Origin of the sequence: Flavobacterium bizetiae, assembly GCF_902804475.1 — a bacterium.
Classification (GTDB): Bacteria; Bacteroidota; Bacteroidia; order Flavobacteriales; family Flavobacteriaceae; genus Flavobacterium; species Flavobacterium bizetiae.
The window spans coordinates 105,785-127,206 of sequence record NZ_CADCSU010000065.1; the positions used below are offsets into that span (position 1 = coordinate 105,785).

Annotated in this window: 17 protein-coding genes; 11 read left to right on the forward strand and 6 right to left on the reverse strand. The window is 35.0% G+C overall.

The window, feature by feature from the left end; all coding sequences use genetic code 11:
- Positions 1 to 302 precede the first annotated feature (302 nt).
- Positions 303 to 2,246: a metallophosphoesterase family protein gene (locus FLACOL7796_RS07165; RefSeq protein ID WP_173970128.1), complete on the forward strand. Its 1,944-nt coding sequence runs from the start codon at positions 303 to 305 to the stop codon at positions 2,244 to 2,246.
- 460 nt (positions 2,247 to 2,706) lie between these two features.
- On the opposite strand, the gene FLACOL7796_RS07170 is transcribed toward FLACOL7796_RS07165, so the two are convergent.
- Positions 2,707 to 3,768 carry a phosphatidylinositol-specific phospholipase C1-like protein gene (locus tag FLACOL7796_RS07170; RefSeq protein ID WP_173970129.1) on the reverse strand — a complete coding sequence of 354 codons (1,062 nt, stop codon included), beginning with the start codon at positions 3,766 to 3,768 and terminating at the stop codon, positions 2,707 to 2,709.
- 266 nt (positions 3,769 to 4,034) lie between these two features.
- Between FLACOL7796_RS07170 and FLACOL7796_RS07175 the strand changes: the two genes are divergently transcribed.
- The 5 genes from FLACOL7796_RS07175 to FLACOL7796_RS07195 all read left to right on the forward strand — a co-directional run bounded on the left by FLACOL7796_RS07175 (position 4,035) and on the right by FLACOL7796_RS07195 (position 11,896).
- Positions 4,035 to 4,559 carry an RNA polymerase sigma-70 factor gene (locus FLACOL7796_RS07175; protein ID WP_173970130.1) on the forward strand — a complete coding sequence of 175 codons (525 nt, stop codon included), beginning with the start codon at positions 4,035 to 4,037 and terminating at the stop codon, positions 4,557 to 4,559.
- A gap of 83 nt (positions 4,560 to 4,642) precedes the next feature.
- Positions 4,643 to 5,566, forward strand: coding sequence for a FecR family protein (locus tag FLACOL7796_RS07180; RefSeq protein ID WP_173970131.1), 924 nt, complete (start codon positions 4,643 to 4,645; stop codon positions 5,564 to 5,566).
- A 74-nt stretch (positions 5,567 to 5,640) separates the two neighbouring features.
- The gene (locus FLACOL7796_RS07185; protein WP_173970132.1) at positions 5,641 to 8,925 is read left to right on the forward strand and encodes a SusC/RagA family TonB-linked outer membrane protein; all 3,285 of its coding nucleotides are present in this window, start codon (positions 5,641 to 5,643) and stop codon (positions 8,923 to 8,925) included.
- Positions 8,926 to 8,928: 3 nt separating this feature from the next.
- Entirely contained in the window at positions 8,929 to 10,701 is a 1,773-nt protein-coding gene (locus FLACOL7796_RS07190; RefSeq protein ID WP_173970133.1) for a RagB/SusD family nutrient uptake outer membrane protein, read from the forward strand.
- Between the two features lie 820 nt (positions 10,702 to 11,521).
- A complete protein-coding gene (locus tag FLACOL7796_RS07195; RefSeq protein WP_173970134.1) occupies positions 11,522 to 11,896 on the forward strand; it encodes a SpoIIAA family protein in 375 nt (124 codons plus the stop codon).
- A 173-nt stretch (positions 11,897 to 12,069) separates the two neighbouring features.
- Here the strand turns inward: FLACOL7796_RS07195 and FLACOL7796_RS07200 are convergent, their stop codons facing one another.
- From FLACOL7796_RS07200 to FLACOL7796_RS07215, 4 genes are all read right to left on the reverse strand, one after another.
- Positions 12,070 to 12,351, reverse strand: coding sequence for a PrgI family protein (locus tag FLACOL7796_RS07200; RefSeq protein WP_173970135.1), 282 nt, complete (start codon positions 12,349 to 12,351; stop codon positions 12,070 to 12,072).
- A gap of 32 nt (positions 12,352 to 12,383) precedes the next feature.
- A complete protein-coding gene (locus FLACOL7796_RS07205; RefSeq protein WP_232067313.1) occupies positions 12,384 to 12,782 on the reverse strand; it encodes a hypothetical protein in 399 nt (132 codons plus the stop codon).
- A 198-nt stretch (positions 12,783 to 12,980) separates the two neighbouring features.
- Complete coding sequence (locus FLACOL7796_RS07210) at positions 12,981 to 13,355, reverse strand: hypothetical protein (protein WP_173970136.1); 375 nt, start codon at positions 13,353 to 13,355, stop codon at positions 12,981 to 12,983.
- Between the two features lie 22 nt (positions 13,356 to 13,377).
- Positions 13,378 to 13,527, reverse strand: a complete 150-nt coding sequence (locus FLACOL7796_RS07215) for a hypothetical protein (protein WP_173970137.1) — start codon at positions 13,525 to 13,527, stop codon at positions 13,378 to 13,380.
- A gap of 375 nt (positions 13,528 to 13,902) precedes the next feature.
- On the opposite strand from FLACOL7796_RS07215, the gene FLACOL7796_RS07220 reads away from it, so the two are divergent.
- From FLACOL7796_RS07220 to FLACOL7796_RS07240, 5 genes are all read left to right on the forward strand, one after another.
- Positions 13,903 to 16,053, forward strand: a complete 2,151-nt coding sequence (locus tag FLACOL7796_RS07220) for a catalase (RefSeq protein ID WP_173970138.1) — start codon at positions 13,903 to 13,905, stop codon at positions 16,051 to 16,053.
- Between the two features lie 50 nt (positions 16,054 to 16,103).
- Positions 16,104 to 16,760 (forward strand): DUF6766 family protein, encoded by a 657-nt coding sequence (locus FLACOL7796_RS07225; protein ID WP_173970139.1) that lies wholly within the window; start codon positions 16,104 to 16,106, stop codon positions 16,758 to 16,760.
- Between the two features lie 31 nt (positions 16,761 to 16,791).
- Positions 16,792 to 17,271 (forward strand): CinA family protein, encoded by a 480-nt coding sequence (locus FLACOL7796_RS07230; RefSeq protein WP_173970140.1) that lies wholly within the window; start codon positions 16,792 to 16,794, stop codon positions 17,269 to 17,271.
- Between the two features lie 179 nt (positions 17,272 to 17,450).
- The gene (locus FLACOL7796_RS07235; protein ID WP_173970141.1) at positions 17,451 to 18,053 is read left to right on the forward strand and encodes a biliverdin-producing heme oxygenase; all 603 of its coding nucleotides are present in this window, start codon (positions 17,451 to 17,453) and stop codon (positions 18,051 to 18,053) included.
- Positions 18,053 to 20,329: an ATP-binding protein gene (locus FLACOL7796_RS07240; RefSeq protein WP_173970142.1), complete on the forward strand. Its 2,277-nt coding sequence runs from the start codon at positions 18,053 to 18,055 to the stop codon at positions 20,327 to 20,329. Before FLACOL7796_RS07235 ends, FLACOL7796_RS07240 begins: the two co-directional genes overlap by 1 nt.
- Before the next feature lie 79 nt (positions 20,330 to 20,408).
- On the opposite strand, the gene FLACOL7796_RS07245 is transcribed toward FLACOL7796_RS07240, so the two are convergent.
- Complete coding sequence (locus tag FLACOL7796_RS07245) at positions 20,409 to 21,326, reverse strand: DsbA family protein (RefSeq protein WP_173970183.1); 918 nt, start codon at positions 21,324 to 21,326, stop codon at positions 20,409 to 20,411.
- Positions 21,327 to 21,422 lie beyond the last annotated feature (96 nt).

Here is a 21,422-nt window from a genome sequence, read left to right on the forward strand (position 1 = left end):
TTTTTTGAACCACAAAGAGTGCTAAGATTTTACGCCAAGTTCGCAAGGGTTTATTTTTAATCGCGCAAAGGCGCAGAGTCGCAAAGTTTTTATTTTTCTCTGCGCCTTTGCGCGCAATGGGAATCAGCTTCAGAAAAAACTTTGCGGACTTGGCGTAAAATCTTAGCGTGCTTTGCGGTTAAGTCAACTTAAAAAAAAAGCAGTAATAATTATCATTCCGTAACAGTATCATAAAGATATTTTAGCTTTTAATTCCTAAAATTGCAAATCGTTTTATAAAACCCCATATAAAAGCCCAACCTATGATCTTAAAATTTACTTCTATATATAAATATCCTTTAGTCGTTCTGTTTTTTATTTTAATTAATAGCACAATTTTCGCCCAAAAACAAAAGAATCTCGAAGGCGTTCAGGTTGCTTTTTTATCTGATGTTCATTTGCAGGATTTATTCGGAACATTTTCTGATAATGATTTTAAAGGTGTTTTGAATACGAAAACCGGAAAATATACGTTAATGAGAACAATGGCGTCTCAGTTGCATTCGACCCGAATTTTCAATGAAAACTATTTTGCTTTCATCGCGGCTTTAGAAGATATCGCAAAACGAAAGATAAAATACGTTGCACTTCCGGGAGATTACACAGATGACGGACAGCCAATTCACGTAAAAGGATTAGAAAAAATTTTAGATGAATACAGAAAAAAATACAATATCGAGTTTTTCATTACCACAGGAAATCACGATCCCGTTGGACCTTTTGCACAAGAATCAGGTAAAGAAGATTTTTTAGGAAAAGACGGTAAAAGTCAACCCATTTATAGCAAAGAAGGCCTGTATAAGCCAAACTTAACGATCGAACAGCCTGTTGTTATTACTGCCGATATTGCTAAAATGGGTTATTTAGGAATTACCGATGATCTAAAAAACTTTGGTTTTTACCCCAATAAAAAATACAAATTTTGGGCAACACCATTTTCTGCCTACACTTCTCAAAATTATAGTTTCGAAAAAGCATCAAAAGCGGCTTTATTATCAAACAGAGTTTATAATGTATCACCGGGATTTGAAGTTCCGGATGTGAGCTATGTCGTTGAACCTGTCGAAGGGCTTTGGTTAATGGCAATCGATGGTAATGTTTATATTCCGAAAAAGAATGACGGAGATCCTAAAGATCCTAAAAATTATTCAGAGGCAAGTACAGGTTATAATAATGTACTTTCGAACAAAAAACACCTGATAAAATGGGTTGAGGAAATTTCGGCGCAAGCCAAAAAACAAGGCAAAACATTGATCGCTTTTAGTCATTTCCCGATGATCGATTTTAATGATGACGCTTCCGCGGAAATAAAAGAATTATTAGGGCCGAATAAATGGCAATTGAACCGAGTTCCGGTTGAAGAAGTTGCGCAGGTTTTTGCTGATGCAGGACTGAAGATTCATTTTGGCGGACACATGCATATTAACGACACGGGAACGAGAACGACAGCAAAAGGCAATACTTTGGTGAATATTCAGACGCCATCTTTGGCAGCCTATATTCCGGCCTATAAATTATTAACGATCAAAAAAGACAATCTTGTCGATATCCAAACCATTACAATCGATGAGGTTCCACGCTACGACGAACTTTTTGATTTGTATAAAATGGAATATCAATTCCTTGAAAGTCAAAACACAAAAGACATTTGGAATATTGATATTTTAAAAACTAAAAACTATCATGATTTTACTGATTTCCATTTAAAGGAACTGGTTCGTTTGCGTTTTTTAAAAGACGATTGGCCGGAATCTTTCAAGAGTTTTATTCTGAATATTTCTGCACAAGATTTATTGGTTTTGGCCAATATTCAATCGGATAAGGATTTTGATGCCATTTTGAAAAACAAAGAAAATTTCAAAAAAGAGTGGACAGAAGCTGAAAGCAAAACAGACAAACTTTTGTCTCAAAACAATCTAAAAAGACAAGATTTCAATTGGACAGGTTATGATTTATTAGTCGATTTCTACCGTTTTAGAAGCGCCGATGAATTGGCTTTGGTTGATGTTGGAACCGCAAGGGCAAAACAATATAAAGTACTATCTCAATTGTTTTTTAAAAATCATAAAGAAGATGCACCAAAAGAAAAACCGTTGCAAAACCAAATGCGATTGTTTCTGATCATCTTTAATAAATTCATGCATGAAGTTCCTGCAGATCATTTTAGTGTTGATTTGAAGAGTGGAGAGATTAAAAGTTTGAATTGAGAAATGGCACGCGGATGATACGGATTCGCTATCGCGAAAACGCGGATTTTACGGATTTTTTTTGTTGAGGTGATTTTTACCGCAAAGAGCGCTAAGATTTTTACGCAAAGTTCGCAAAGCTTTTATTTAAGAATGCTTTGCTTTGAGGTCGCAAAGCTTGGTGATAAATAGCACGCGGATGACACGGATTCGCTTTCGCGAAAACGCTGATTGTTACGGATTTTTTTATTCTCATTTTATGTCATTGCGAGGAACGAAGCAACCACATTTACTAAATCAAGCTTTGCAGTTTGTTAGTGAGGTTGCTTCGTTCCTCGCAATGACTTTGTGTATAAAAATTCGTGACAATCCATTCAAATCTGTGTCATCCGCGTGCCATAAAAAAAGTTTCAAGTTTCACATAAAGCAAAACCTGAAACCTGAAACCTTAAATCTGAAAACTGAGACTGAGACTGAAAACTTACTCCCCTCCAGTAACAGGATTCAATCTCACATAACTACCATCATCATATTTTATCTGATAAGGAGAATCGAATAAAGTACTTGGTAAATAATAGTCGGTGGTGATGACTTGTGCGCCGGATTTTTTGGCAGCTTCAAAGTGTGAGTAATCATTTTTACGGGCTTCTTTAGTATCTGAATCGGCACGAGTACGAATTATATATCCTTTTTTAACCAAATCGGTAATTTTTGAATCTTCAGAATTGCCTATTAATAAAGTTGCAGCTTCTGGTTTTCCCGGATCTGCGCAAACGAAAGCTGCGCGACCTTTTAATGACGGATGATTTTGGGCGTATAAATCTCTTTTGGTTCCGTTATTATCTAAGATGAATAAAAATTTGCCTTTTGCTTTTTTCAACGTTGGCCAATTTTGGTGTAATACAGCTTCTTCGAGTGTTTTGTATTTTCCGCGAACCATATCGGGCGTGATCAATTTATTGCCCAGACCTTTGCGAAGCTCAGCATCTAAAGCGTCAAATAATTCAGGTGTAAATTTCTCTGCTTTGGTACCTAAGAAACTGTCGTCATCTTTAGGTTCCAGCGTAATAAAAACCGTAATGTGATTCGGGTTTGCATCAGACCATTTTTTTAATTCTGCAAGACAACTTTGAAGCGTGTAACAAGATGTTCTAAAATCAATATCGATCATATGAAAAACTTTAAAACCCGGTTTTTGCATTTCTCCATTAGGATCGTAAACCTGATCAGATTTTGCAAGATCCAATCCTTTTGGATGCGCATATTTTCCGCCTTTAGGATCAGCCTGAACATCGATTTCAAGATTTCGTAAACCTTTATTCAATTGATCGGTAATCGAAATATGTGTGTATTGTAAACCTTTTAGAGAGCGCGAAGTATCTTTTGCCTGAATAAAATTGTACAAATCCGGTTCGATATTCTGGCGATAACTGTTGTGTGATCCTATTACTTGTATTTGATTGATTTTTAGATTGTCGTTTTTGACCTGACTGTTGCAATGCAGCGAGCCGGCAATAAATAAGCTAAGCAGAATTTGTTTCATGATTTTTGAAAGTGTAATTTTTTATTAATACCGAGGACGCAGCACAAGAAAATTACCTTTTTAGAAAGTACTAATGTAGAAACGCGATTTGATTTTAATGTTATTTAAAAAAAAAGAAATCGCAATATGATTGTCAACATTGCCCGAAAATAGTAGTATTTCTACATCAAAATAATAGTTTATTTAATTTAAAGATAACGTTCAGGCAAAAAACTTTGGTATAACATTTTATTATTTTACATCACCAAACAGTCCCAAAATAAGTTATGAAAAACCCTGAAATATTCGAAAAAACGTATAATGATTACTGGAAAAAGCTCAATGCTTTTTCGTATACGATGACTCAGGATAAAGACTTGGCGCAGAACATTGTTCAGGAGGTTTTTATCGATTTATGGGAACGAAAAGATGATCTTACTATAAATGCCATCGAACCTTATTTGTTCAGGGCGGTAAAAAATCAGGTTTTCAAACATTATCAAAATAACAAGTTCGACAAGACGATTCTTGAAGATAAATTCGAAGATTATATTATAGACAATTTCAGTTCGATTGATCCCGAGTTAATGGACTTACTTCATTCCTTATTAGATAAACTTCCGGAGAAACGAAAAGAAGTTTTATTAATGTACAAATTTCAGGATATGTCAATCGATCAGATTGCCGAAGAACTTGGAATTTCAAAACAAACGGTAAAAAATCAAATTTCTTCAGCTTTAAAACAATTGCGCGAAGGCTTAAAAGACCTTGCCTGGCTAGCTCCAATTGTCTTTTTTAAACAAAATTTTTAAGATAACTTTCTGTTAATGGTTTCATAATATTTGACGATAGTACGATTTTGCAATTCTGGTACTTATTGATAATAACAAGTATTATGATAAAAAGAATCAAGCACAGTTTAGAATATCTTATAGATAAAAGTTCCCGACATAAAACTTCAAGGTCGGAAGAAGACTTGTTGCACAAATTTGCTTTTAGCGAATATCAAAAATCAAAATGGTACGAATCTTCTATGGGAAATCCTGATGAAGTTTCTAAAGATATTTACGACAGTATTCAACTTCGAATAGGAAAGAAGCAAAGCTTTAATCCTTATTTAAAATATATGGCAGCTGCCAGCATTCTTTTTCTAATTGGTTTAGGTTTTTTCTTTAAACCAGTTATGACAGCCGAAAAGCAATTATCATTTAAAACGTCAGATACCCCCAAATCTATCCAATTAAATGACGGCTCGAAAATTTATCTGGCAGCAAATTCATCATTTCAGTATCCTGAAAAATTTAAAGGAGACGAAAGAAAAGTTTCATTACTAAAAGGAAATGCATTTTTTGAAGTAGCCAAAGACAAAAAACATCCTTTTATTATTACTTCCGGCGAAATAAAAACCAGAGTAGTAGGAACTTCATTTCATATTCAAATGTCTAAATCAAAATGTGAAGTAATTGTTGTAACCGGAAAAGTAAATGTTACATCAAAAGGACATAGCGTTGATCTGATTCCGAATGAAGAAGCACTTTTTGAGTCGCAAAAACTAACAAAATTAGTAGCCGAGAAATCATTTTTGGTCAATTGGTACAATACCGATGTTACGCTCAATCAAACTACACTAAAACAGGTTATTACCATTTTACAATATAAATATGGAGTTTCATTTCAATATGATAATAAACTCGTATTGGCAACGCCGTTAACGGTGTTCATTAAGAAAGACGCAACATTAGAGAATGTTTTAGAACAAATAAATTATATCACAAACCTAAAATTTAAAGTTTATGGCGAAATAGTAAAAGTGGATTAAAAACAAAAAAAGCAGTTGCTGAGAACAACTGCCATTAATAATTAAGTATCGTAAAAAAACCAATAACTTAAATCATGTATTTTAAACCTTCTTATTTAAATCTAAAGAGTTTCATCTTTTTAGTACTAGCGTTACTGACCATCGAGAGTGGTTTTAGTAAAACTAATTCATTAAAAAAATCAAAAATAGAAAATAAAATAGAAAAAGCTACACTTGTTTCTATTTTTTCGAAATTAAGCCAGCAAACTGATTATAAATTCAGCTACGGACAAGCTGTAATTGCTGATAATGCGACATATACAGTAAAATTTACCGGAGAATCAGTAGCGGCAATTTTAAGTGATCTTTCTAAAAAAGCCAATTTCAATTATAACATTAATGGTAAACTGGTTTTAATTCAGAAAGCTGTTGCGCCAAAAGTTGCTCCTGTAAAAGCAGTAGACAAAATTAGAATTAAAGGAAAAATTGTTGACGAAAACAAACTGCCAATTCCTGGCGCAACCATAATCGAAACGGGGACTTCAAACTCTGTAGTTACGGATTTCGACGGAGTTTTTGAACTTACAGTAGGAGACGGAAAAACAATCGAAGTTTCGTATGTAGGGTATACAACAAAAACGTTGGCTGCACAGGCTGGTTTTATGACGATTCAGTTAGAGCCAAGTACTTCTGAGTTAAGTGAGGTTTTGGTAGTAGGTTACGGAAAACAAGCGAAGAAAGATGTTACCGGAGCGGTTACACAATTAGAAGCAGCTAATTTTAAGCAAGGTGTAAACGTTTCTGTAGACAATTTAATACAAGGAAAAGTTGCGGGTGTTCGTGTTGTTAGTACAAGCGGTGAGCCTGGAGCTGGTGTAAATGTTACGATTCGTGGAGTTGGATCTATCAGAAGCGGAAGTACACCTTTGTTTGTTGTTGATGGTATGCCATTGTCTAATGATGATATAAGCCCAACAGGAACGAATGTTGGTTTTGGATCTTCAACAGCAAAAAATCCATTAAACTTTTTGAATACAAGTGATATCGAATCGATTACGGTTCTTAAAGATGCATCTGCTGCGGCTATTTACGGAGCAAGAGGATCTAATGGAGTTGTTTTGGTTACCACTAAAAAAGGATCTAAAGGCGAAGGAACTTTAACTTATGATTCTTATATGGGAGTTTCTACTGTTGCACATAAATTAGATGTTTTAGATGCAGGCCAGTATAGAAGCGCTATAAAAGATAAAGCATTTGACCATGGTGGAAACACAGATTGGCAGGATGTAATTTTTAGATCTGCGATTACTACCAATAACGCTTTGTCTTTCTCTAAGCAAACAGATTCAGGAAATTATTATGCATCTGTTGCACAAATGGATCAGGAAGGAATTATTCATAACAGTAATTTCAAACGTCTTTCAGGTAGAATTAATGCTTCTGAATCATTTTTAGACAACAAACGTTTAAAATTAAAACTAAATCTTACTGCGAGCCAGACTACAGATGATGGTGTTCCTACAAGTGATGACGGTGGTTCTAACGGACAATTGATCGTACATACTTTAATGGCAAACCCAACAAGATCAGTTTTTGATGCTAACGGAAAGTACACCAACTTTAATATGAATGCGCACTATAACCCGGCTTATTTATTAAGTATTTATGAGGATCAAACGCGTACATTAAGAGTTTTAGGAAATTTAGAAACTTCTTTCAGAATTATCGACGGATTAGAATATAAACTGAATATTGGTGTTGATCGTTCTACATCAGAAAGAAATACTACAATTTATCCAAACCTTACCGATTTAAATCCAAAAGGTAAATATGTTCAGAACAATATCGATTCAAAAAACTCATTGGTTGAGCATTATCTAACTTATAGTAAGGCACTAGATAAACATAAATTTGAAGTTCTTGGAGGATTCTCTTACCAAAAATTTGAAAGATCAGGAACAAGTTTCAGTATTGACGGAATCTCAGCTCAAGGATCAGGTGTAAAACCATCTATTAATCCAGGTTTTGCAGGAACACAATCTGGTACAACAGGTTTTGCTCAGGAAAACGAATTGCAATCTTATTTTGGAAGAGTAAATTACGGTTTTGATAATAAATACTTACTGACAGCTTCTATGAGAGCTGATGGTTCTACACGTTTTGGAGATAATAACAAATACGGTTATTTCCCTTCATTTGCTTTAGGATGGAATATTTCTAATGAAAATTTCCTGAAAGATTCTAAAACAATCAACAACTTAAAGCTTAGAGCAAGTTGGGGACAAACAGGAAATCAGGAAGTTCCAAACAAACAAACTAAGGCAAGTTACTCTTTGGCTGGCCCTGACGGATATTATTTATATGATGATTTAAACCTTGTAAATGGTGTTTCTGTTTCCAGAACTGCAAATCCGGATTTAAAATGGGAAGTTGTTACGCAATATAATGTTGGTCTTGATTTTAATTTATGGAATGACAAGTTTTACGGAACTGTAGACTATTTTAATAAAACAACTACAGATGCTATTTTGTATATACCTTCAACTCCTTTGAGTCAGACAAAATTTATCTGGACAAATATTGACGGTAAAATTGTTAACAAGGGTATTGAGATTATGTTGGGTTCTAAAATCGTCGATACAAAAGATTTTACCTGGAATGTTGATGTAAACGGAGCAACATTAAATAACAAAATTGAAAACTTACCACTTTCAGAAATCTTAACAGGTGCTGTTTCTGGTCCTGGACAATCAGGTGTTAATGCTAATATTTACAAAAGCGGTTATGCGGCTGGTTCATTCTACTTGTTAGAGCATACTGGTTTTGATAAAAATGGAGCAAACATATTTAAAGACCAAAATGGAGACGGTAAAATTGATAACAGCGACAGAGTTATTATCGAAGGAGCTTTACCAACTTTTTATTACGGTTTCAACAGTGATATGAGATATAAAAACTTTAGTTTTTCATTCTCAATTATCGGACAAACAGGTGGTTACTTGTTGAATAATACAGGATTGAATGCTTTAAATATTAACAACTTAGCATCAGATCGTAACGTGGCAACAGGATATTATGAGTCAGGGGCAAACCCAACAAACTCACCAATTTTGTCTACGCTTTTCTTAGAAAAGTCTGATTTTATAAGATTAAATGCGGCACGTATAGGTTACAATTTTGATTTGAAAGGATTGAACTGGATTAATGGCTTAACACTGTATGTTACAGGAAATAACCTGATTACAATTACAAAATATACAGGATTTGATCCATTAGTAAATACTCCTAAAGCAACAGACGGTAACCAATCTATCGGAATTGATTACGCAGCTTACCCATCTTCGAGAACGTTCAGTTTCGGAGCAACTTTAAAATTATAAATTATGAAGACAAAGACATTTTTAAGCATAAAATTTTTAACATTATTCTCTTTTATTTTTCTTTTAAACAGCTGTACTGATCTGGATGAAGTTTTTTTAGATGAAATACCAGGAAATACAGTTTCAGATCCTGCAGGTTCACTTGCTGCCGCTTATGACAGACTGGGTGACGGAACTTTCGTTGATCACGGAGCCATTTTTGCCATGCAGGAATACACTACAGATGAAGCTATTTTACCAACTCGTGGAAGTGACTGGGGAGATGGCGGAAAATGGAGAGACATGCATGAATTTACCTGGAGCTCTACTAACTCAATCATTGTAGGTAACTGGGATTTATTAACAAATGGTATTACACGTTGTATAACAGCTATAGAATCGGCTGAAAAAAGTACAATTCCTGAAAAGAAATTATTTGCTGCAGAAGCAAAAGGACTTATGGCTTTTTACACGTATACTACTTTAGATTTATACGGACAAGCGCCATATAAAGATCCAATGGATCCAAAAGCGACTTTGCAAATTTTAAAAGCAGATACTCAAATCGATAAATTAATTACAGATGTTGAGGCTTTAATTCCTGATTTAGCTGATATTGGAACGCAAAGAACCTATCAGGGAAGATTTACTAAACAAGCTGCTTATGCTTTTTTAGCCAACATGTATTTAAATCGTGCTGTATTTAAAGATCGTTACAATGCGTCATCAAATTTCAATTTTAATGAACCGGCTGTAACAGGAAGCGCAGGAACAGATATGGATCGTGTTATTTATTACACTTCTTTATTAATCGATTCAGGAAGATTCAGTTTAGAAAGCGACTTTTTCAAAAACTTTGCAAGAGATAACAATAATGGTAAAGAGCTTATTTTCGCCATTTCTCAAAAGATAGATTACATCCGTAACGGTTCAAACAGTTTTGCTTATGTGTGTATGGAGCGTAACCAGAGAGCGTCTGCAGCAAACAGAGGAACAAATGCCGCTTGTATAACACCTGAATTCTATGCAAGCTGGGATGGTAATCATGACGATCCACGATTCGAACAACATTATCAATATGCTGATGGTACATGGTTCATGAACGATGGTACAGATGTAAGTGTTCCTGCAACTGACATTGTACCTAAAAGTAGCCCGGCTTTGCCTTGGTTCCATTTCAACAGAGGAATCCAGGCAGGACTTCAGTACGGCCCAATATTATTGCCTTCGGGATCTCTTGAAATGATAGGTAACCGTATCAAAGTTTCTCCGTTATTTATGGAAAAAAGTACAGGAACAAGAATGAATTTTACTCCGTCATTAACCTTTGCTGACCCTACAAAATCTGTTTTTGCACAAAACGAAATCAATCAGGGAGCTCGTGTTTTCAAATACGAATTTGACCCGGAAGGAGGAAACGGTAACAGTAATGTCGATATTCCATTATTCCGTTTAGGAGGAATTTATGCCATGAGAGCCGAAGCTTATTTCAGAAAAGGAAGCACAGGTTTAGCCATGATCGATCTTAATAAACTGCGTACAAGCAGAAAAAGAGAATCATTATTTGGTAATGCCCCAGGAAAAGCGCTTACCTCTTTAGATTCAGAACAATTGTACAAAGAATTAGGTTTCGAGTTGTACTGGGAACTACAAAGAAGACCACAAAGTATCCGTTTTGGAAAATTCGATTTACCAGGAATTGCAAAAGCCGCTTCTCAACCCTTCAGAAGAGCATTTCCAATTCCGCAAACCGTTATTGACCAAAAGGTATTCAAACAAAATCAAGGTTATAATTAAGTTTTTGTGTTAGTTTATTTTTTTTACAAACAGCCTGTTTCGAAAGAGACAGGCTTTTGTCGTTTTAATAATCAAGTGATAAATAAAACCTAAGAATCTTAGCATCTTAGCACCTTAGCGCCTCAGTAACTTAGAACCTTAATAATAGGGGCATGCCACCATCCCGTCAAGAGGGCAAAAATACTGTGCGCGTATACGCCCTCTTGTCGGGATGCTGTCGGGCTTTCACTGCTACTTCGGTAGCTTAGCTCTATCCCTCATGCGCGCGTAGTTTTCAAAAGAAGTTTTTTTTTAGCTAGTTTGTTATATCGACCGAAGGGAGGGATCACATACGAAACTCCGCAAACAATGTCGCCAATCTTTGTCGAGTTAAGAGTGTGATCCTTCGTTCCTCAGGATGATAAGATTAAGGGTAACTATGATGAGTAAAATAAAAAATCCGCGAATATCCGCGTTTTCGCGAAGCGAATCTGTGCCATCCGCGTACTAAAGTTAGACGCACTGCTGTGCGTCTCTACGAAAAATCGTTGTCGATTCATCGTATAGATAATACACACATGCTAAATCGTAGAGACGCACAGCAGTGCGTCTCCACGCCCAATTGGCAAATAAGATTGTCACGCCCAATAAAAAACCTTTGCCCCTCTGAACCTCTGCACCTTTGCCCCTTAAAAAAAAACGTAGTTATAATATAATAATCCATTGAGATCTTATAAAATAAGAGATTCATTTTTTGAGTAAATTTGATACTGGTTTTCAGTACTTTGAAAAACTTATGAAATAAAAAATACCACACCATTAATTCAAAAAACAGCACAAAATGATACATCAAATCGATACAACAGACAATATTGTAGCTTTTAGAGCTTTGGCCGAAGTAACAAAAGACGATTTTCTAACCGCAGTTATTCCCGCTGTAGAACATTTAGTAAAGCAACTAAACGAAATTAATTTTCTATTGGTTTTAGATACCGACATTCAGAATTTTACCGCCGGAGCCTGGCTTCAGGATGCTTTAATGGGATTAAAACATTTGGGAAAATGGAATAGGGCGGCAATTGTAACAGATTCTGACGAAATAATTTCTTTCACCAACGGATTTAGTTATGTCGTTCCGGGAGAATTTAAAGGATTTAGAAAATTAGATTTTAATAAAGCTTTAAATTGGGTCGAAGGAAATATTGACATTAAATAATAGTGCTACATCTTACGCCAATAAAAAAGCCCATAAAATAATTTATGGGCTTTTTTATTGGCTTTAAAAATAGCCAGGAATTCAAAAAATCTATCTAGCTGATGATGAAGCATAATCCTCTGAATTCGTGGCTAACTTATATTTCTTTATTTGTTTTCTGTTTGAATTTTAATCTAGTAATTGTTTTCGATACCACTACTATCATTGATTTCTCTTTTTGCTTTAGTTGTTTTTGCAATCTGCTTATAACATGCTGAAGTTAATAATGGTATTGCAAGACTACCTACTACTGCACCAGCTGTATTTTGACCTGCTTTTTTTAAAACAGCACCAACCAAAAGTGAACCTATTCCCGCACAAACTAACTGTTTTACAGAAAGATTTGGTATTTTATTCCCTGTTGTATCAGGAGTGATTCCGTGCAATAATGGGTCTATGAAATTTAAATTTTCCATGATTTGTTTAATTTATTTAGTTATACTTATTATCAAGATAGTTTTTCACCATCGGTTTCATTCTCAATTTTTTCTATTTCGACTTTTTCTTTTTTAATAGCCTGTCTTAGCAAAGCAAAAAGACTCATATAGACATTAGCCATAAAAACAAGCGAAAATCCTGCCAAAATATAGCCGCGCCAATCATTTAGCAAAAGTTTATAATTACACAGGATTAAAAATGCAATTGTGACATAATGGCTAAAACAATATTCGCACGTAAAGAGATAAAAAGCCTTTCTTGACAAAATAGTCTTATCGTTTTTAGAGTGTTTTACACACCATTCACGAGGTTCCTTAAATATTTCTTCATGCGTCACGGTCCAACTGATACAGGCTATCGGGATAGCCAGAACAAATAACCAGACAATTTGAATTGTTATCTCCATCATACAAATTCATTTCTTAAATCGATTTTAATTTGTTTAAAACCAATAATTTAAAATTACATCTATTTGTATTTAGAAAGATTACATAGTTTTAATTTTTTCTTATAAAATTTTACATCCAATTTCAGACTTCAATTTACAAAAAATAACCGTTAAGTTTTAAGTCCTTAACGGTTATCTATTGATAATATTTCATAATTTCTAGAAATTGTCTGGGTTCGTACTCGGAAAAGGATCATGAGACACCTCGTCTAAATCTTCCTTGATATCTCTTAAATTTTCGTCATCTTCTGAGTCATCATCGTCCAGATCACCATCTTTTTCTAAGGTATTATCCAGATCTTCCGGATCTTCATCATTTGTTATCTGTTCTTCGTCATTCGTAATAGGTTCTTCGCCAGGATTATTTTCGTTGCGGTTATAATCGTTTGTCTGATGATTAACGTCATCGATAAATTCTTCCTGAACGGGATATTTTTCATCCTGATAAGCATTTTCTTTATCAATAAGAGTATCCAGATCCTGATTAAAATTACGATTTTCGTGATCGTAATTTTGATTGTTTCGATTTTCCATAGTGACTATATTTTAGTAGTAATTATTTTTTTGTTGTCGAAGGTTTCTTCGTGTCTTTTTCGGTTGGTTTCGATTCTCTTTTTGGAGAAGTTTCTTTTTTATCTATTTTTTTGTCTGTGGATTTTGCGCCTGAAGTCGAAGCGCTGCCATCTTTTTGATTTGTAGTTTTCATGATAGTTTTTTTTAGTTTGTTATACTACAAATCTAGCCCTGAATACCTTGTTAATTCTTACAGAAAACTCACTTCTGCTTCTATAATTAACAGCACTATATAATGTAAGTTTTATTTTTAATTCTATAACTTTTAAAGGTACATATAAATTATATCTTTTTGAAATAAAATTTATTTTTTAAGTCTGATAATCAAATGTTTAAATGATGTAATGTTTAGGTGTAATCCTGTAAGAAGTTGGTTTTATTGTAACCTACATTTGTGAGGTTTGTTACAGTTTATACTTTTCGATAACTACTTTAATGACTCTCATTAAATGAAAAGGAAAACTGTTTTTTTAAACTATTTTAAAAATCCTAAACAACTATCAAAAAAATGAAAAATTCAAAGAAACCAAGTCAGGATCATGCTGATGAAAAACAGAGAGATTTAGAAGTAAACAAATCAAATGCTGAGAATCAATTTTTGACCACTAATCAGGGTGTGAAAATTAACGACAACAACAATTCACTAAAAGCAGGCGAAAGAGGCCCGTCTTTACTGGAAGATTTTATCCTTAGGGAAAAAATTACCCACTTTGACCACGAACGTATTCCGGAAAGAATTGTACACGCAAGAGGTTCAGCCGCTCATGGCTATTTTGAATTATACAATTCGATGGAAAAGTATACCAAAGCAGGTTTTCTAAACGATAAGAGTATTAAAACTCCGGTATTTGTACGTTTTTCGACTGTTGCAGGTTCAAGAGGTTCTACAGATTTAGCACGCGACGTACGCGGATTTTCGGTTAAATTTTACACACAAGAAGGAAATTATGATTTGGTAGGAAACAATATGCCTGTATTTTTTATTCAGGACGCCATGAAATTTCCTGATTTAATACACGCTGTAAAACCGGAACCACATCACGAAATGCCTCAGGCAGCTTCTGCGCACGATACTTTTTGGGATTTCATTTCCCTAATGCCAGAATCGATGCACATGATTATGTGGGTTATGAGCGATAGAGCAATCCCGAGAAGTTTACGAATGATGGAAGGTTTTGGAGTTCACACCTTTAGATTCATCAACAAAAACAATGAATCTCATTTTGTAAAATTTCATTGGAAACCTAAATTAGGAACTCATGCTGTAGCCTGGGATGAAGCTCAAAAAATATCAGGTAAAAATTCTGATTTTCACAGACAGGATTTATGGGAAGCCATCGAAGGCGGAAATTTTCCTGAATGGGAATTAGGCGTACAAGTTATCGCTGAAGCCGATGAACATAAATTTGAATTTGACCTTTTAGATCCAACCAAATTAATTCCGGAAGAACTGGTTCCGGTACAAATTATTGGTAAAATGGTACTGAATAAAAATCCGGATAACTTTTTTGCAGAAACAGAACAAGTTGCTTTTCATCCGGGACATGTAGTTCCGGGAATCGATTTTTCGAATGATCCTTTATTGCAAGGACGTTTATTTTCTTATACAGATACTCAATTATCAAGATTAGGAAGTCCTAATTTTCATGAAATTCCAATTAACCGTACTGTTGCGCCAATGCACAACAATCAGCGTGACGGACATATGCGTCAGGAAATTCCAACAGGTCGTGTAAGTTATCATCCGAATTCATTAGGCGGAGGTTGTCCGTTTCAGGCCAAAATAGACGAAGGTGGTTTTAGCAGTTTTAATGAACGAATCGATGCGCAAAAAGTACGTGAAAGAAGCGAAAGTTTCTCGGATCATTTTAGTCAGGCAAAACTGTTCTTTAATAGTCAGACACCAATAGAACAAAATCATATTGGCGATGCATTATCTTTTGAACTTGGAAAAGTAGAAACCAAAGCAATCAGAGAACGTATGTTGGGATTACTTTCCCAAATTGATAAAAACCTGGCAGCAAAGGTGGGTAAAGCATTAGGAATGAATGTACCCGCTACACCAGAAAAACCAATGAATCACGGAGTAGGAGCGGACGATAACGGGAAACAAGAACCTAAAGAAGTGAAGCAATCGGTTAAGAATTCAGATGCGTTGAGTATGCTGAAAAACCCAACGATATCAAATACTATTGCGACCAGACAAGTTGCTTTTTTATGCGCAGAAGGTGTAAATGCCGAATCGATAAAAACAATGAAACTGGCGCTGAAAGATGCCGGAGCAAAAGCTGTAATTATCGCACCACATTTAGGAACAATCGTGTCTGAGGAAGGTCTTGAAATTCCGGTAGATCAAAGTTATCTTATCGCGGCTTCGGTATTGTTTGATGCTGTGTTTATTCCGGCAGGAAAAGGAATTTTGGCACTTAAAAACAAGAAGGAAGTGGGTGAATTTATAAAAGATGCGTACCATCATTGTAAGTTTATTGCTGCCGAAGGTCAGGGCGTTCAGGTTCTTCCTTTAAAAGACGATATGCACAAAGATGCGGGAATTTTAACCAGCGAGAAAATAGGAGATAAAGCTTTGGCTACTTCTTTTATAAAAGCAATGGGAAGACACCGTTTCTGGGAAAGAGAAGAATTATTAAAAAAAGAATAAGGTTTTAATGAGTAATACTTTAATGGAATGTAATTTCTAATAAGCAGGAAATGAAAAAGTTTTTCTACCATAACAGTTTGTCAATTGTGTTTCTGTTGCTTTTTATCGGAGCTTTTACAGGCCAGATATTTTTTGGTATAGAAGAATACAACAAGGAGCTTATAGAAAACGGTGGTCATGCCGTTACGATGAGTAATTATCTGACCACCGGACATTTCATAGAAGCTACTTTTGAAAACTGGGAAAGTGAGTTTTTGCAAATGGGGTTATTAGTTTGGCTGACGATTTTTCTAAAACAAAAAGGATCCTCAGAATCTAAAGGTTTTGATGGTGATGAAAAAGTCGATCGTGAGCCTTCGGCAAATCGAAAAGGCGCGCCATGGCCCGTTAAAAAAGGAGGTGTTTGGCTTTGGCTGTATCAAAACTCCTTGACGATTAGTTTGTTTTTGTTATTCTTTGCTTCTTTAATACTTCACTTTTACGGAAGTTTAAAGGACGAAAATGAAACGAATATTTTAAAAGGAAATCCACCACTTTCTTTAATGGATTATTTAGGAGATTCCCGTTTTTGGTTTGAATCTTTTCAGAATTGGCAAAGTGAATTTCTATCGGTATTTGCCATTATTGTGTTGTCTATTTTTTTACGTCAAAAAGGATCTTCGCAATCTAAACCCGTCGATGCATCTCATAGCGAGACAGGAGATTAAAATTAGTTAATAAATTAATGTATACAATAATATGGCTTCGGATAAAGTAATTGCATGTTGCCAGGCTTTAATAAAAAAGAATTGGACAATTAGTTTTGTAGAAAGTGCTTCGGCAGGAAAATTAAGTTATGAATTTTCTACCGTAATCAATTCGGGACAAATCCTGATAGGAGGAATGGTTTGTTATCATACTTCGATGAAAGAAGATTTGCTTTTAATTCCGCAGGGAACGATTCAAAAACATACTGCAGAATCTGCGATGGTGACGAAACTTATGGCGCAAAATTTTCATCGTTATGTATTGTCTGATATTTGTGTTGCGCTGACCGGACTAACTACGCCGGGAGGAAGCGAAACATCACGAAAACCAGTTGGGACTATTTTTGTTCATATCATTTTTCCACACAAAGAGATCGCGAGCCGCTTTACCTTTGGCGGAAACCCAAAAGATATTGTAGATCAGGCAATTGATGCAGTTGCTGAATTAATTCTGGAAGAAGTTCAAATTTAAGACTTAACAACTTTTTATCGTTATACATTCAAATAAAGAAAGTTTTAAATGGAACTCTAAAATTTTAACTAATAAAAAGGCTACTTTTGTTATAATGTCATAAATTGTATTTTTTACACATTTAAGATTATTGGTTACAATATTGTTCCAAAAAACTAATTTTTATTTACCCTTTTACAATGACTAAAAATTTGGATTCCTCTATAACTGTTGATTTTTTAGATAAACTAAAAGATCAAACTGCATCAGCTCACAAAAAGTTAGAAAGCCTTCCGGTTTCAGCCTCGATACTTTCTCCAAACATGAAAATAAGTGACTATTGCCACTATTTATCTTTAATGTACGACGTGCATAAAAGTACTCAGGAAATTGTTTTTCCGTTACTTAAAAATCATATTTCTGATCTTGAAGAAAGAGCCAAAACAACATTAATTACTGATGATCTTTCTTTTTTGAATAGCACAGAAAATGATAGTATTCCTGTTTTTAAAAATCAGGATATAAGTGTGCCGTTTGCATTGGGAATACTTTATGTTGTAGAAGGTTCTACGCTTGGCGGAAGATTTATTTTAAAAAATATTGAGACAATTCCGGGATTAGATCAGCAAAAAGGAGTTTCGTATTTTACCGGATATGGTAATAAAACAGGAAGTTATTGGAAAACTTTTTTGAATGAACTTACGACTTATGAGACCGAAAACGAATGTGGAGATGAGATCATAGAAGGTGCAGTCTATGCTTTTGACTGTATTTATAATCATTTTTTGACAAATAGAAAATAATGAAAATCAGGGACATTGTTAATCGCGATATAGTAACACTAACAAATTGCGAGCATGAACCCATTCATATTCCGGGAAGCATTCAGCCTCATGGTTTTTTGCTGGGAATTAATCTGGATTGGAAAATTGAATTTTGTACCGCAAATATTGATACATTTCTTGATCTGGTTTGTAATGATATATTAGGTCGTAAATTCAGTGAAATTTTTGGAGCTCCGGCGCAAAAAGAGTTGTATGATTATGTACACAATCAAAAAGAACAATCTGTTTTTCCACTTGAATTACAATTAAAAGGAATTTCATTTCAAATTGCAATACATAAATCAGGATCTGTTTATGTACTCGAAGCTGAGCCACAATTGCAAGGCAGGGAGCAAATGGCTGATCTTTATGCACAAACGATTCAGTTTGTGTCGAATATGAATAATACCCGGTCGCTAAAGGAGTTGTGCGCGCTTGTTGCAGAAGGAACGCGTGAAATAACGGGTTATGATCGTGTGATGATTTATCGTTTTGATGAAAATTATAATGGTGAAGTTTTTGCCGAAAGCTGCAGGGAGGATTTAGAACCATTTCTGGGGCTTCATTATCCGCATACAGATATTCCGGTTCAGGCAAGAGAACTGTACATGAAAAATCTTTTGCGACTTATTGTTGATATTGGTTATGAGCCGGTTCCTATTTTTACAATAGACGATCAGGAAAATAAAAATCTGGATCTGAGTCTTTCAACACTTAGAAGTACATCGCCCATTCATGTTGAATATCTTAAAAACATGGGAGTTGGCGCGACATTAACTATTTCGCTTATTCACCACGACAGATTATGGGGACTTATTGCCTGTCATCATTATTCGCCTAAAAATATTTCACCGGAAATTCGATTGGCAGCCAAACTTCAGGGACAGTTTATTACCTCTCAGATCGATTTACGACAATCAGATGATGAGTATGAAATTGCACGAAAAACCACTGTTGCACTTGAGCGTTTGACGGCTTTGAACCTTCCGTTGGAACAACATTCTTTTGAAATTATTTGTGCCAATCCTGAATTATTAAAACTCTGTAATGCTACGGGAGTTTCGATTTGTATTGGAGAAAAAACATATAAAAACGGAATCACTCCACCTGATGAGGACATCAATAAGATTATTTCGAGCATTAATGTAAGTGAGTACGGAAAAACATTCAGTACCAATAAACTAAATAATCACGTGCCTGATTTAGTGAGTTATGAGCATGTTTCGGGCATTATTTATTTCTCCTTAGGAAATGGCAACAATATCATTTGGTACAGACCAGAAACAGTTGGCGTTATTAATTGGGCGGGAGATCCTGAAAAAGCCATAATTATTGACAGTAATGGACTGCATCCAAGAAATTCATTTAATTTATGGAAACAAATTATAAAACATCAAAGTGAGGTTTGGCTACAGCCGGAACTAAATGCGGCGTTAAGTTATGCGCATTTCCTGCACAATCAGATTATATTACTGATGTTGAGCGATGAGGAAGAAAAATACCGAAATTTAAGTGATGTGTTAAGGGAAACCAATCTGGAACTTGAAAACATCAATTGGATTAGTACGCATGATTTGCAGGAGCCCTTGCGAAAGATTCAGCTTATAGCGTCGAAAGTATTATCAGATACATCAGAAACGCCTTCGATAGCGGTTTTAGATTCGTTACAGCGAATTACAAAATCGGCAAACAGAATGCAAAATTTGTTAATTGACATTCTTAAATATACCCGAATAAAAAATACAAAGGAATCCTTTCAGAAAGTCAGCCTTAATTATATTATGGAGGAAACATTGCAGGATATGAAAGAGATAATTCTGGAAAATAAAGCAATTGTTGAGTGCGAAAATCTTCCTGAAATTCATGCTGTTCCGTTTTTGATGAAGCAGCTGTTTTCTAATATCATGCAAAATTCATTAAAATACGCATCGATAAACCGACTTCCTGTAATTAAAGTAACAGCTTCGCAAGAACCTGAAATAAACGAATATTCGAATAAAGTGTATTGTCATTGGGTAACTTTTACTGACAACGGAATTGGTTTTGAACAGCAATACGCCGAATCGATTTTTAAAATATTTACCAGATTACACACGCTCGAAAAATACGATGGCTCTGGAGTTGGTCTGGCATTATGCAAAAAAATTATGCAAACCTGCAACGGAAATATCCGTGCAGTTGGTAAACTGAATGAAGGAACAGAAATCACGATTTATTTTCCGTGCGATCCTGATGATTCGCTTATTGCGAAGTGATTTATTGAGAGAAATGCAAAAGTTTTAAGTGATATAAAAAGTCGTAAAGAGGAGTTTCTTTACGACTTTTTGTTTTTGTTTATTTCCTGCTATAAAGCGAACCGTTTTTGATCGATTTTTTATTTAATTCTCCTTTTTCGAATAATGTTTCTAATATCAAAGAAGCTTCAGAATACGATATATCTAAAATTACGGCATATTCTTTTGGAGCAAGAGTTGGATAAACTTCAAAAAGAGATAAAGCATTCTCAGCTATAAATTGCTTCTTTTTGGCGTCAGGATATAAAGCTAGCAAAGCATTTTCGTAAGAAGCATAAGGTTTAGAACCATAAACGGTTAACTGATTGTTATCTCCATCAGCAAAAAACAAAGTTGGAAAACCACGTACGCCAAGTTTTTTCGCATAATTTAAATCTTCCTGAAAAAGGATTTTTGCTTTACCATCATAATCCGTTTTAAATGTTTGGATGTCAAGACCTGCAAGTTGCGCGGCTTTGGCAATATTTTCCCATTTTGCAATGTTCTTTTTGTCGAGATATAAATGTTCACGAAGAATTCTCATAAATTTTACTGCTTTTTCTTTACTCTGAATTTGTGCCGCTTTCATGGCAATACAGGAGGGATAAGAAGAATCAAGCGGATCCTCAATCCATACATTTCCGTCTATAGGCATTTCGTAATGTAAGCTGGCTTCGTCCCAATGATGCGCTACATCCGAAGGTTTGCTTATTCCGCCACTATTGTACGACCAATCGGGCAGAAGGCCGCCCATTCGATAATCGATCTCAATATAATCGCCGTATTCGAGTTTTAGTTTTCTCAGTTGAGGCTCAATTCCCCAGCATGAAGAGCAAATAGGATCTGTATAATACACTATTTTTACAGGTTTATTTTCTGTGGCAATAGAAGCATTTTCAGTCGGTTTTTCATTAATCGGCATTTCGCATGTTCCGGTTTTGGGATCGCACAATAACGGATTTGTTTTGTTTTCGTTCATATTTGAGCTTATTTGCGATTGACAGCCAAAACTGTAAATCATCATTAATAGTAGCGACAGTCTTTTCATAAATAACTGTTTTAAATGTACGCTTCG

Bases quoted from the DNA above. Each gene is read 5' to 3' on its own strand.
- FLACOL7796_RS07185 (WP_173970132.1), top strand. From the start codon at position 5,641: ATGTATTTTAAACCTTCTTATTTAAATCTAAAGAGTTTCATCTTTTTA.
- FLACOL7796_RS07200 (WP_173970135.1), bottom strand. From the start codon at position 12,351: ATGGAAAATTTAAATTTCATAGACCCATTATTGCACGGAATCACTCCT.
- FLACOL7796_RS07210 (WP_173970136.1), bottom strand. From the start codon at position 13,355: ATGGAAAATCGAAACAATCAAAATTACGATCACGAAAATCGTAATTTT.
- FLACOL7796_RS07235 (WP_173970141.1), top strand. From the start codon at position 17,451: ATGACTAAAAATTTGGATTCCTCTATAACTGTTGATTTTTTAGATAAA.
- FLACOL7796_RS07175 (WP_173970130.1), top strand. From the start codon at position 4,035: ATGAAAAACCCTGAAATATTCGAAAAAACGTATAATGATTACTGGAAA.
- FLACOL7796_RS07225 (WP_173970139.1), top strand. From the start codon at position 16,104: ATGAAAAAGTTTTTCTACCATAACAGTTTGTCAATTGTGTTTCTGTTG.
- FLACOL7796_RS07190 (WP_173970133.1), top strand. From the start codon at position 8,929: ATGAAGACAAAGACATTTTTAAGCATAAAATTTTTAACATTATTCTCT.
- FLACOL7796_RS07195 (WP_173970134.1), top strand. From the start codon at position 11,522: ATGATACATCAAATCGATACAACAGACAATATTGTAGCTTTTAGAGCT.
- FLACOL7796_RS07180 (WP_173970131.1), top strand. From the start codon at position 4,643: ATGATAAAAAGAATCAAGCACAGTTTAGAATATCTTATAGATAAAAGT.
- FLACOL7796_RS07215 (WP_173970137.1), bottom strand. From the start codon at position 13,527: ATGAAAACTACAAATCAAAAAGATGGCAGCGCTTCGACTTCAGGCGCA.
- FLACOL7796_RS07220 (WP_173970138.1), top strand. From the start codon at position 13,903: ATGAAAAATTCAAAGAAACCAAGTCAGGATCATGCTGATGAAAAACAG.
- FLACOL7796_RS07230 (WP_173970140.1), top strand. From the start codon at position 16,792: ATGGCTTCGGATAAAGTAATTGCATGTTGCCAGGCTTTAATAAAAAAG.
- FLACOL7796_RS07165 (WP_173970128.1), top strand. From the start codon at position 303: ATGATCTTAAAATTTACTTCTATATATAAATATCCTTTAGTCGTTCTG.
- FLACOL7796_RS07245 (WP_173970183.1), bottom strand. From the start codon at position 21,326: ATGAACGAAAACAAAACAAATCCGTTATTGTGCGATCCCAAAACCGGA.
- FLACOL7796_RS07240 (WP_173970142.1), top strand. From the start codon at position 18,053: ATGAAAATCAGGGACATTGTTAATCGCGATATAGTAACACTAACAAAT.
- FLACOL7796_RS07170 (WP_173970129.1), bottom strand. From the start codon at position 3,768: ATGAAACAAATTCTGCTTAGCTTATTTATTGCCGGCTCGCTGCATTGC.
- FLACOL7796_RS07205 (WP_232067313.1), bottom strand. From the start codon at position 12,782: ATGATGGAGATAACAATTCAAATTGTCTGGTTATTTGTTCTGGCTATC.